Origin of the sequence: Dendronalium phyllosphericum CENA369 (genome assembly GCF_016056275.1) — a bacterium.
GTDB classification, from domain to species: domain Bacteria; phylum Cyanobacteriota; class Cyanobacteriia; order Cyanobacteriales; family Nostocaceae; genus Dendronalium; species Dendronalium phyllosphericum.
Genome location: NZ_JAECZA010000212.1, coordinates 1 through 11626 on the forward strand (window position 1 = coordinate 1; position 11626 = coordinate 11626).

Annotated in this window: 10 protein-coding genes and 1 pseudogene; 8 read left to right on the forward strand and 3 right to left on the reverse strand. The window is 38.4% G+C overall.

Annotated elements, in window-relative coordinates:
* Positions 1-108 precede the first annotated feature (108 nt).
* The 3 genes from I8752_RS23245 to I8752_RS23255 all read left to right on the forward strand — a co-directional run bounded on the left by I8752_RS23245 (position 109) and on the right by I8752_RS23255 (position 2439).
* Complete coding sequence (locus I8752_RS23245; protein WP_214434624.1) at positions 109-657, forward strand: transposase; 549 nt, start codon at positions 109-111, stop codon at positions 655-657.
* Positions 658-705: 48 nt separating this feature from the next.
* Positions 706-954 carry a hypothetical protein gene (locus tag I8752_RS23250; protein ID WP_214434625.1) on the forward strand — a complete coding sequence of 83 codons (249 nt, stop codon included), beginning with the start codon at positions 706-708 and terminating at the stop codon, positions 952-954.
* A gap of 465 nt (positions 955-1419) precedes the next feature.
* Complete coding sequence (locus I8752_RS23255) at positions 1420-2439, forward strand: tyrosine-type recombinase/integrase (protein WP_214434626.1); 1020 nt, start codon at positions 1420-1422, stop codon at positions 2437-2439.
* A 138-nt stretch (positions 2440-2577) separates the two neighbouring features.
* On the opposite strand, the gene I8752_RS23260 is transcribed toward I8752_RS23255, so the two are convergent.
* Positions 2578-5097, reverse strand: a complete 2520-nt coding sequence (locus tag I8752_RS23260) for an NACHT domain-containing protein (protein ID WP_214434627.1) — start codon at positions 5095-5097, stop codon at positions 2578-2580.
* Positions 5098-5547: 450 nt separating this feature from the next.
* On the opposite strand from I8752_RS23260, the gene I8752_RS23265 reads away from it, so the two are divergent.
* From I8752_RS23265 to qatC, 3 genes are read left to right on the forward strand one after another with little or no spacing between them, the layout of a single operon-like run.
* Positions 5548-7575: a KAP family P-loop NTPase fold protein gene (locus tag I8752_RS23265; protein WP_214434628.1), complete on the forward strand. Its 2028-nt coding sequence runs from the start codon at positions 5548-5550 to the stop codon at positions 7573-7575.
* A gap of 13 nt (positions 7576-7588) precedes the next feature.
* Positions 7589-8455 carry a Qat anti-phage system associated protein QatB gene (gene qatB / locus I8752_RS23270; RefSeq protein WP_214434629.1) on the forward strand — a complete coding sequence of 289 codons (867 nt, stop codon included), beginning with the start codon at positions 7589-7591 and terminating at the stop codon, positions 8453-8455.
* The gene (gene qatC, locus I8752_RS23275; protein ID WP_214434630.1) at positions 8452-9789 is read left to right on the forward strand and encodes a Qat anti-phage system QueC-like protein QatC; all 1338 of its coding nucleotides are present in this window, start codon (positions 8452-8454) and stop codon (positions 9787-9789) included. The genes qatB and qatC overlap by 4 nt, the downstream gene beginning before the upstream one ends.
* 9 nt (positions 9790-9798) lie before the next feature.
* Here qatC and qatD read toward each other — a convergent pair whose 3' ends face one another.
* Positions 9799-10557 (reverse strand): Qat anti-phage system TatD family nuclease QatD, encoded by a 759-nt coding sequence (gene qatD, locus I8752_RS23280; protein ID WP_214434631.1) that lies wholly within the window; start codon positions 10555-10557, stop codon positions 9799-9801.
* A gap of 264 nt (positions 10558-10821) precedes the next feature.
* Positions 10822-11016: a hypothetical protein gene (locus tag I8752_RS23285; protein ID WP_225895856.1), complete on the reverse strand. Its 195-nt coding sequence runs from the start codon at positions 11014-11016 to the stop codon at positions 10822-10824.
* A gap of 202 nt (positions 11017-11218) precedes the next feature.
* On the opposite strand from I8752_RS23285, the gene I8752_RS23290 reads away from it, so the two are divergent.
* Positions 11219-11413, forward strand: a complete 195-nt coding sequence (locus I8752_RS23290) for an IS4/Tn5 family transposase DNA-binding protein (RefSeq protein WP_214434632.1) — start codon at positions 11219-11221, stop codon at positions 11411-11413.
* Positions 11410-11626, forward strand: a pseudogene (locus I8752_RS23295) (hypothetical protein); the annotation flags it as partial. The gene I8752_RS23290 and the pseudogene I8752_RS23295, both read left to right, overlap by 4 nt.

The following is an 11626-nucleotide window of genomic DNA, read 5'->3' on the forward strand; positions in this document are numbered from 1 at the left end:
ATATTGGCATTACAAGCAGTGGCGGGCATCTGGAGCGATCGACAAACTGATGAGCATCTTACACGCTCAAGTGCGTGAGCAGGTTAAAAAAAAGCCAAGTGGACAACGTTGCTGATCATCGACTCTCAAGCGGTGAAAAACACTTGTAATGCCAGTGCTGCATCGAAAGGATATTGTTTCTACAAATCGACTAATGGCATTAAAAGGCATTTAGCCGTTGATACCCTGGGATTTCCCTTCTTTACTCACTGTACCAAAGCGAATGTATCTGATGATAAGGGTTTGATTGAAATGTTGACGCTCAATATTGATTATTTCAAGTCAAAACCTGTCAATCTTCCCAAGACCACCATCCTGCTAGACCACGGTTATCATCCTGAACATCTCACCGAGGAGTTAGAGAAGGTTTATCCCCAGATCATGACGAAAATCAGATTTGAACTTTCGGCGAAACCATCCAAACAAGAAAACAAAGCGCAAGGGAAATCTGGGTTTATTCCGGTTGCAGCAAGATGGGTAATTGAGCGGTCAAATTCTTGGATGGAAAGATGCAAAATCCTCGTCAAGAACTTTGAGAGAACTTTAACTAATGCGACTGCCAAGGTTAATCTTTGTTTTATTCGGTTGATGATTAAGAGGCTTGCAGCACCTTCTTAGATGTCAAATGGGTTCTATATAGGTCAAAGCAAAAACTGCTGTAAGCGTTTGCGTACACTTAATTATTCTTCGAGTGGCGCTCATCATCGCAAAAAACAAATTGAGTACTATCAACAATTAAATCAAAATTACGGATTTTCATCATCTATTTATATCGCCCGTTGGGACTTACCTATTCTTCTGGAAGAAAAGTATCGGTTAGAGTTAGAAAAAAGCTTAATTTTGAAGTGGTATCCTCTTTTCAATCAACAGAACCGAGAATCAATTTTGTGGAGTAATTACTTAGTCCAAATATAGCTTAAATACTATCGTTATGCTTTTATTCGCGTTATAAAAACCATTTAAGAGTGAATAGTTGAGTCAAACATGGATGATTTTTAAACCTATTGTTAATCTCTGCCAACTTAACAGGCGATCACTTTCCTTCCAAACTGTATAGAAACTGGTACAGACAAAACGTATATATAAACTTACCGAGGCAAGTAAAGACTACTGCGTTCGCTTGGTGGGAGCATAGGCGGTGTTGCGGCTAGTGGCTTATAAACTTTGCCCAAAAACTGCTGCACCAGATACCCCGCTTTTAGCTATCAGTTTTGATATCAATAAGGAAATTACAGACCTAGCATGACCAATTGACACCTACCTACTTCCGCAATCAGGACTTAGCTGTTCGCGGAATGTAAGGATTAATGCTCCCTCCTGCGGCTGTATGATAGTCGTTATTGGAAATCTACATTATCAATAACGAGTCTGTGAGCATTTATGCCTAACGAGCCAATATTTGGAGAGTTAGTAAAAGTTGAGTTGGAGGCGTGTTTGTCTGCACCGATCGCGCGGTATTTTGATGCAGAGCTTGATCAAGACCCAGATGTATTGGCGCAGTTGTTGGCAGATAAACGCAACCCAAATACTCAACGGGCTTACGAGAAAGATTTGCGGGATTTCTTTTTGAAGATGACAGGCTTACCGCCAACTGGGGATAGCGTGCTGGAGTTTTTGCACTTGCAGCGAGAACAAGCGGTGATGGTGGTGTTGAAGTACAAAGCGAAACTGATTGCGTCTGGGCTGCGGGAGGCGACAATTAATCGGCGGTTGGCGGCGATTAAGTCGTTGGCCAAGATGGGGCGGAAGCTGGGAGTGTGCAACTATTCCCTGGAGGATGTTTCAGGGGAGAAGGTTAAGGCGTACCGAGATACGCGGGGTGTTGATAGCAAAGCGATAGCACTTGTACTTGGGCAGTTTGATAGGGAGACTTTGATTGGCAAGCGCAACTATGCAATTTTTTTGGTGCTGTGGGGTTTAGCTTTGCGTCGTCATGAAGTCTGTCAATTAAATGTGGGTGACTTTGATTTTTATGGGCGCAAGTTGCGGGTTTTGGGTAAGGGTAAGGGAACGAATGAAGAATATTTGGATATGTCCAAAGATGTGGCGGCTGCTCTTGCTGATTGGCTAATTGCTAGGGGAGAAATGAATGCTAATTTACCAATTTTTACAGCGTTAGATTTTCATAATACTGGGCATAGATTGACTACGGATGCTGTCTATAAAATAGTGTCGGCGGCTTTTAAGAAAGCAGGGGTGAAGAAACCGATGTCACCGCACAGGGTTAGGCATTCAGCAATTACGGCGGCGCTCGATGCAACTGATGGGAATATCAGAAAGGTGCAGAAGTTGAGCCGTCATGCTGACCCGCGAACGTTAATGATTTATGACGATAACCGGAATAAAGACCTGTGGGAAATGTCGGAATTGTTGACGGGAATGTTGAAGAAGGATGATTGATGGTAATTCAGAAAAATATAGCAGTAGTTAAAAGACCGTATTTATCCTAAAGACTTATCTGCTCTGCTTCCTGCTATTTTTTTATCCGTCGAATTCACGTTGATTATGTGAGCTTTGCATTTTCATCTGGAAGTAGTATTAGATTTCATCTCTATTAAGTAATTTTTTTCTCTCTATTTCCATCATTTTTTCAATTTCATTGAAAGGTAATAGCAGTGTTTCTTGAATATATTGTCTAGTGTCAAGACTGACATAGCAGTGAGTATTAAGACAATCTAATAACAATTTATTAGCATAGCAATAGGCTCTTAAGAGTCCCCATTCTTTTGCATTGTTTAATGGCCAATCGTAATCTATATTACGATACTTTTTATTCAACTCTTTGAGCCGATTAGCCCAAGCACCGCTATTATTTTTATACCACTGGTAATATTCGTCCCAATGATCGTAAACTCCTTGTGGTAACTCTTCATATAACTTGACTACTTCATCAAAGAATTCTTGATTATCAATCAAATTTATAGCTGCATACAAAGCTTTATCTAAGTTAAAAAAATTATTATCATCTATTGGATGCTTGTTTATCATTTCCTCATCGGACTCTGAATATTCATAATCATCTGCTTGACAGAGAATGATAGATGTGAAATTCTCATTTTCAATATCTCTATTAGCGATGCGATACAGCAAGGATGCCTGAGCGCGAGCATGAGCTAGGTTAATGTCTAAAGCTAGATTTGAATCAACAAGTTCAAGAGGAGCGTGAAAATTGCCCATGCCAAAGCCTAAAGCATTTCCTATATAAAAGCTTAACTGGATATTGGAGTCTAACAACTCTAATAAATCGCTCAGTTCTAAGAATTCCCAATCTTCTAAAAACGGATAGCTTGTATTATCTAATATGCAAATACCCGCAGCTAAACAAAGATAAAATGCTCTAATTGCAGCAGGGTGGTGAGAACTAGATACTTGAATAGATTTTTGGTTAGCCCAAGCCAATAATTCCTGAAGATGTCTATTGTGTGATGCTGCTTTATCAATCTGAATCTTCATAGACAGTAAAAGAACGTCAGCACTTTTTAACATCTCTGAGGTTAATAAGAAAACCTCGTGCCATTGTTTGTAAAAAACATACTTTATCAAATTAAGTAAAGACGGGTCATTAAATATTTCAGGATTGGCTTTAGCTACAATTTCTTTAGCCGTAAAATATTCATGAAATGTCAAGTGAGAAAAGGAATAAATTTCTCTGGCTCTTTCTATTAATAATCCGTGTTGAGCCTCAATAGATTTTAATACAGCTTCACTATCTAGCAGTAAAGCTTCTATATTTTGGGGAGATTCTGGGAAATTTATAATATAAGAAGCGATATACTTCTGCACATCTTGTTGCTTCCAGAAATACTCTCCTTTTTCAAAAGTTATCAAAGCAAGATGGCTGAGTAAATTTTCCTTATGTATTACTGAAAGATGCTTATAGACATCATCTCTTTTAATAAAACGTTTAGCATCCCATCTTCTTAAAAGTGTATGAGTTGCCCTTTGATATAGTTCAGTACGAGTCCTGGGGAAGTCACCAGCATCCTCAAATTCAATACATAATAAAGTCAGTAATATAGGACTAGTCGCTAGTTCATAAACTGAGGAATTTTCTTGTAGTTGTTCTATAAATATTTCATCAAAATTAGAGTTTTTAGCTGTGAACCATTTGGTGGCAAATGACTGAATTTGTTCCTGGTCAAAATCAGCTACTTCTACCTCTGTAAATTGCTCAAATGTATATTCTTTTGCGGCTATTCTGCAAGTCAATACAAAACGATTCATAGAAAATCGTTGAGAAAAATCACGAATTTCTCTTACAACATAATTATCTGCCTGTTGTTGGACTTCATCTAAACCATCCAGCAACAATAATACTCGTCCAGATTCAAACAGGGATATCACTGAATTATTGTCAACCTTATCATCAGCTAATTTTTGACAGATGTAATCTAATAATTTAAGTTTGACATCGGTATCTGCAAACTCTTTAAGAGATAAAAATATTGGGAGATAATTACTGAATATTTGCTCTGATATACATTGAATTGCTAAATGCTTTAAAAACGTTGTTTTACCTGAGCCTGGTTTTCCTAAAACCAGGAGCTTATGATATTTTTTGACGGCTTCTAATCCAGGTACTCGTTTTTCAACAACTTGAGGTAATCCCAATCTATCAAAATTATTTCGATCAAATTTTTGTGTAAGTTCATCAATACTCTTTCGCTGTCTTCCAGTGATTTTATCTAAAATATTTACAGTAGTGTAAATGTGGTTAATCTCAATGGGGTAAGTCATATCTAGTACCTTCATTGTCCCACATCTTTGAATAATACTATTTTGATATTTTTGACGAATGTCTGCAACTAGCTTATCAATCGATTCTTTATTTTGAAATTTGGATATGTCAATAACCTCTTGAGTAGCTATCTGAAGAGCTACACAAATTTTAGCGAAATTCTCTTTGTCAACAGGTTTACGAGTAAAAAATTTATGAATAGTACCTGAAGATAGGTCAAGTTCACTTGCTAAAAATTCTTTAGTCCAACCTTTTGATTCTAAAGCTTTTTGAGCAATTTGATAGCCTTCAGTTGATAATTGAGATGAACGTTTAGACATAATTATCACTTTGTTTTATGAACTATTTAACTCTAACAAGTCTTTTTAGTAACTTTCTCTAAGATATCTATGACTTGTCTCTAAGTTGTCTATAAGATAATTACTCTCTTTAAGGCAGTAAATACCTTCATGCGTCGTTTGCTAGTCAAATCAATCAATAGGCAACGATGCTCAACCTTGACCCTGATGAATACCTGCTTGAGTTGGCTGGTTCTCAGAAACCCCTCAATGCTCGTCTATACTTTCCTACCCAGTATTGGATAAGGTGGAAGCTGTAGCTACGTCTACACTTGTAGACGGTGTAGACATAAGGGAGATGGGGAAACAGGAAGTATCTGAGGCGATCGCCGATCTTCCTGCATATAGAATGGCTCTTTTTGATCTGTCTCCACAATTTTTATAAAAATGTTACCCTGTATTAAATTTTCAGTGTTGAAATGAGGAGTGGTCATGTGGTCTGATAACGAATCAGAAATTGACCTGCTAGGTTTCCACCATCTCTCAAGCGCTATCACGTCAATTATTTACCATGAACTTTTGCTACCAACAACAATTGGCGTATACGGAGATTGGGGTAGTGGGAAATCTAGCCTTTTGAAGATGGTTCAAACCGAGTTAAAGAACAACCCAGAAGTTGTGGTAGTTCCTTTTAATGGTTGGTTATTCGAGGGCTACGAAGATGCAAAAACTGCTCTTATGGGAACCATCCTTGATGAAATCAGCAAACAGAAAAAACTTGTACCTCAAGCAAAAGAACGCATACGTAAACTAATAAAGCGTGTCAATGTCATGCAAGTCATTGGCTCTACTACTAAAACAGTTGCAAAAGCAGGTCTTGCGTATTTAACAGGTGGTCTACCTGCACTAGGCTTAAGTGCTGGTCTAGATGCAGCGAAGTTAGGACATAAACTGTTAGAAGAAACAGAAGAAAAAGTAGATGATGCTGATTTTGAGAAATTTATAAAAGAAGATCCTGGTCAAAATTTAAGGAGAGGTATTCGTGAATTTCGACAAGACTTTGCAGAGTTACTACAAGAAACCAAAATTCAAACGCTGGTGATTATAATTGACGACCTCGACCGTTGTATGCCAGATACAATAATCGAAACCTTGGAAGCTATCAAACTTTTTTTATTTGTTCCTCATACAGCGTTTATCATAGGAGCGGACGAAAGGCTGGTCAAATATGCTGTACGTCGGAGGTTTCCTGAGTTACCAGGTGAACGAGCAGAAGTAGGGCGAGATTATCTTGAAAAACTAGTTCAGTTTCCAATTCGTGTTCCTCCACTGGGTCGTTCTGAACTGGAAACCTATGTTAATTTATTGTTTTTTATAAAAGCGTTCAAACATGATTCAGAAGAAGTGAAGAAAGCACGAGAATCTGTTGCTAACCAAAATTCTGATTCTCTATTAGAAGTACGCTTTAACCTTGGGATTGCTAAGGCTATTCTTAATCAAAACCTTGGCCCTGAATTAGAAGAAGATTTGAGCCTAGCTCAACGAATTGCGCCGATATTAGCAGGTGGTCTAAACGGGAATCCCCGGCAGTGTAAGCGATTCCTAAATACGCTTGTTATACGAACACAAATGGCTAAGTCAAGAAATGTTACGCTTAAGCAACGAGTGCTAGCAAAATTGATGCTTTTAGAGTATTTTAAACCAGAGTTTTTTAAACAATTAGCTGAATTTCAAACTAATCAACAAGGTCGTCCTAAAGAACTTAAACAAATTGAACAACAAATCGATCCTACAAAGGTTCATGACAAGGGATTAGATGCACATAAATCAGGAAATGATAAAACTAAGCCAGGAGATAAAGCCACAGATAGCGCTCAAATAAAACAAAAAACTACAAGTAATGGCAGCACAACTAATCAGCCTAGATCAACCAGTCCTTCAAGTTCATCTGGAGAAACTGTGTTGAGCCTTGCTGCATGGAATTCTGACAACTGGATGAAGGAGTGGCTGGAAAGTAGCCCACCTTTGGCAGATGAGGATCTGCGTCCTTATTTTTTCTTCTCCCGCGATACACTGGGTTCGCTTGGTGGTTCTGTTGTGCAACGCATGACCCCAAAAGCTCAAGAAATTATCAGCGAACTACTCCAAGGTAGTGATGCAATACGCAATAATGCCTTAAAAAAATCAGTCGAGCTTAATCAAGCAGAGGCAGCAGCAGTATTTGAAGCTATTGGTGAAAAAGTACAGCAGGAAGAAGATTTATCAAATAAGTCATATGCTCTTGATTTAATTTGTGAGTGGGTCGAAGTTCGTCGAGAACTATTTAGCCAATTTATTACTTTTGTGGAAGCTTTGCCAGAAGGAGATTTACCTATAAAAATTGTTCCGAAAATTATAGGTATCGCAAAAGAAATTACAGAAAAAAATCTTGTCAAAAAACTTCTTCAAAAATGGGCAAATAACAGCACTGCCCCAAACCTTAAAAAGGTGGCAGAGCAACGATTAAAAAATTATAACTAAGCCGAGGTTGCAAGTGGGAACTTCAAAATCCTATGGTGGGCCAAAAGACAGGATTCCGCTTCTTCCAAGCTGGGCGTTTCCCGATGCAGGTAATGAGCAACCCTCGCCAACATCCCCTGAAGATATCTCCTCGCTTCAACCAGTAATACCTAATTCTCTACAAAACTCTAATCAACAATCGCCTGTTTCAAACATGAACTGGCGAGCAGCCAAAAGCAGTTTAGGAAAAGCATTCTCAGGTTCAGGGGGAAGTACCAATAAATCTTTCGCTCGTGCAGGAAGAAGTTATGTACGAGCTTTAGGAGGAGCCAGAAAGGCAGCGAGTAGTTCAGCTACTGGTCGTTCGGCCGCAGCAGCACTGGGTGGTTTTTTTGCTGACGTTGCAAAAAACGGAATTAACGGAGCGCTCCAAAATTCTGGACTAAGTTTAGTGGTTGGGAAAGATGCGGAAACTGTCTTTGCAGCAATTACCAATGCTTTTGCACCTTCAGGAAGCTCTCGTGAGGAAGCTATTGCTCGTAAAGCAGTAAGTGAAGCACTAGAAGCTTTATATGAGCGTTGTTCTCTGGAAGATGGGGACATTACTACGCTAGATCGAATGGATGCTGATGATGTCAGAAACGTTTTTGAAGGAGTTGTTAATGCTTACATATATAATCGCTGGCTTGGAGAACTAGAGCTTGTTATCGAAAAAAAAGCTATATCTGCCCAGGATGCTATCCGTTTAGAGCGCCAAGTTAAAGAGTATATCTCTGAATGTGTCAAACTCGATATCAAAAATGTTGATGTTTTAAATATGGAGTGGAACAGTCCTTCAAGTCACAAATTTGTAGAAAAAATTTTTACAGAAGCATACAGTCTTTTAGAGGGTAACGAATGATTTGGAACGTTATTGTTAAAGTAGGTGTGAATGATACCTATGTACCAAAATTTTCAGAGCAACAACCATCAATTCTTGCTTCTATTGATCGTCCAGGCGACCCTTCAGAAATAAGGAATAACGTTCTTGGTGAAATTATAAAAAATCATACAAATAAAATTACCACTTCTGTTTCTTGGGAAGCTTGGGATTTATTAAACTTGGCAATGGCTGTGTATACTGCTGATTTAAAAACTCCCAGAAATCTTACAGAAGATAGATGGACACGTAATTTTAAACTGCATATACCAGTTGTCAATATACCCAAATGGGATGAGGCATTACCATTTTTAGTTAAATCATTAGAATTTCTTACAGGCGATCGCTGGGAAATTTGCTTGAGGCAACGAGAAGTCCCAGAAAATTGCAAATTTCAAGAAAGAACAAATTCAAAAGTAGCAGTCGTAAGCCTTTTTTCTGGCGGATTAGATTCTCTCGTGGGTGCAATCGACCTTCTTGAAGATAGAAAAAGTATTGGATTGGTTGGACATCATGGCGCTGGTATTACCAATTCAATACAACAAGCAATTCTAGGAAAACTTCAAGAATGTTACAAAAATCTTATTACACCGCATATGTTTTACATCCAACCCCGAAAAAGGCGCAAAGGTGGAGGTGAACCTTCTATGCGTTCTCGATCTATGTTATTCCTCTCCCTTGGAATTTTAGTAGCCAATGCTTACGGTAGCCAAATTCCCTTGGTTGTTGCGGAAAACGGGCTGATCTCACTTAATGTACCATTGACCAATTCTCGTATGGGCAGTCTTAGTACAAGAACAACGCATCCACATTTTATTTCTTTGTATCAACAAGTTGTCTCATCTCTTGGTTTATTGAATACTATACAAATGCCATATAAATTTTATACAAAAGGAGAAATGCTAGTAAATGCTAGAAATCAAGAAATATTAAAAGATACAGTAGATTTAACAATGTCTTGCTCACACCCCGAAGTTGGGCGTTTCCGTCAGGGTACTCCTCGCAAGCATTGTGGTTATTGCGTCCCATGCATTATTCGCCGTGCTGCATTGTCTTCAGTACAACTAGATAATGATATATATAATATCGATATTTTAAAAGAATATCAGCCATTTGATAGGGAAGTGGGAAGGGATGTTAGGGCTTTTCAAATGGCGCTAGAAAGAGGCAGATATTTAAAGCATCAGAATGCAGTGTTTGATGTTTTGAGTTCTGGGCCAATTACGGTAGAAGATATTAAAAGTTATGCTGATGTCTACTCGCGCGGTATGAGTGAAGTGAAAAATTTCTTTTTTAAAGCTAATTATTTAAAATAATTTATCTAATTAAGATAGTAAAATTTTCAGATTATTTCTAATAATTTTTGCAGCGTTAGCTTCGCTTTCCGACCAGATACCTGCAAGCTCTTGAACTGGTTTCCACATATCTTTTGGACATATAATTTTTTTACCAAATTTAACAAATGGCCCATCCGATTCGGTAAGAATTCGCTCCTTTGGAAGTGACTCTACCAATTCCCTTTTGCGAGGAGTTTCAAGCATTTTTATGTTAATAGAAAAGTAACAGCCCAATTCAACAGCTATCATCGCTTCCTTCATAGACCCTGTAAACCAATGAAGTACGACACGCCCTTTTTCTGGAGGAAGATAATTACCTATTAACTCGATCACTTGACGAGACGCTCGACGACTATGAACTGTTAAAACTTTTCCTGTCATTGAAGCACATAATTCTAAAATTTTTTGAAAAACTTGGCGTTGAATGGCTATGCTATCAGCATATTCAGGGGCATTATCTAAACCAACTTCTCCTACGTACCGGGTTTCTGGCAGTAGTTGCTCAAATAGTTCGATTTCTTTGGCTTTTACATGGACAAGCTGAGGATGTAATCCTAAAGCTACTCGAATATGTTTACAATCTTTTATCAACATTTGATTCTGTTTCCAAACACAAGGTGCATTTGTCACTGTCAAAGTTTTAATACCTAAAGTCTCTGATTCTCTAACTATTTCAAGATAGTTGGGATATAAATCTAGATGACAATGGAAATCAACAAGTTCAGCAGGATTAATTGAATGTGTCATTATTTTTTTCAGAATTTACTACTTTCAGCATATTTATTTACAATTATCTAATATTAATTGTCTATTTGTTAGCTTATTTGTTATTGGTGTCTACTAGACACAACTTAGACACTTAGACACTTGGTGTCTTGGTGGTGTCTGGGGTGGTGTCTTTGAATGTCTATGCTGTATAAGGTTTTCATGGTTTAGTGTCTCTGGTGTCTGGTGTCTTGTGTCCGCGAATCAAGGGGAATTTTGGGTGCAGACACAAGACACTAAAAGCAGTCAAATTTGATTGAGCTTGATAACACCGTCGCTTATCCAGTTTGCTAACCCTGCCCCCACAATTTCATACATCCAGCCCTTGATTTGCTCAACAGTAAATCTTTCTGAGTTGACTTTAAAGTTGCCCTTGAACTCTCTTACATCAGCCTCTATTCGTTCAGTTCTAGTGAGATATTCATACAACTTTTGCGCCATTGGTGATAGTTGATTTTTTTCTGATTGAGTGTCGTCTACCTTGCCATCAATATTTATTTCTAGTTCATAAATGCGCTCTAAAGTGGCTTGATCAATCTGACTTTTCCCGTTAAGTCTCGAAAAGCAGACTCACAAAGGAGTTGGGAAACACCACAGCATATACAGTACAGTAATTGAAATCCGGTGCTAAAGGTGACGAACAATGCTGGACTGGTGGGAGAAAAATTTTGCGACCTGTGAGTTAGGCGATCGCCGATTAAATGAGCGTGCAATGTCGATAGGCTATGCTCTCAGTCTTGGATTTGGCAAAGCACTGTCGGAAATCTTCAGTAGTGGAACAGTACTCAAGAGAGCTTATGAATTTTTGCTAACCCAAAAGTGGAATTTTCAAGGGTGATTGAACCGCACTGTCAAATGACGGCGGAAACGGTTACACAATACGATGTAGTGCTGTGTGTTGGAGACACAACTTTTCTTGATTATGGCAGTATTGAGGCTAAAAAAGAAGGTTACGGCCCAATTGGCAAGGGAGGTAATGGTTTAATATTACACAGTGCTTTAGCGATAGAGCCTGAGAAAGGTCAATCCATAGGTCTGTTATGGCAAAAAC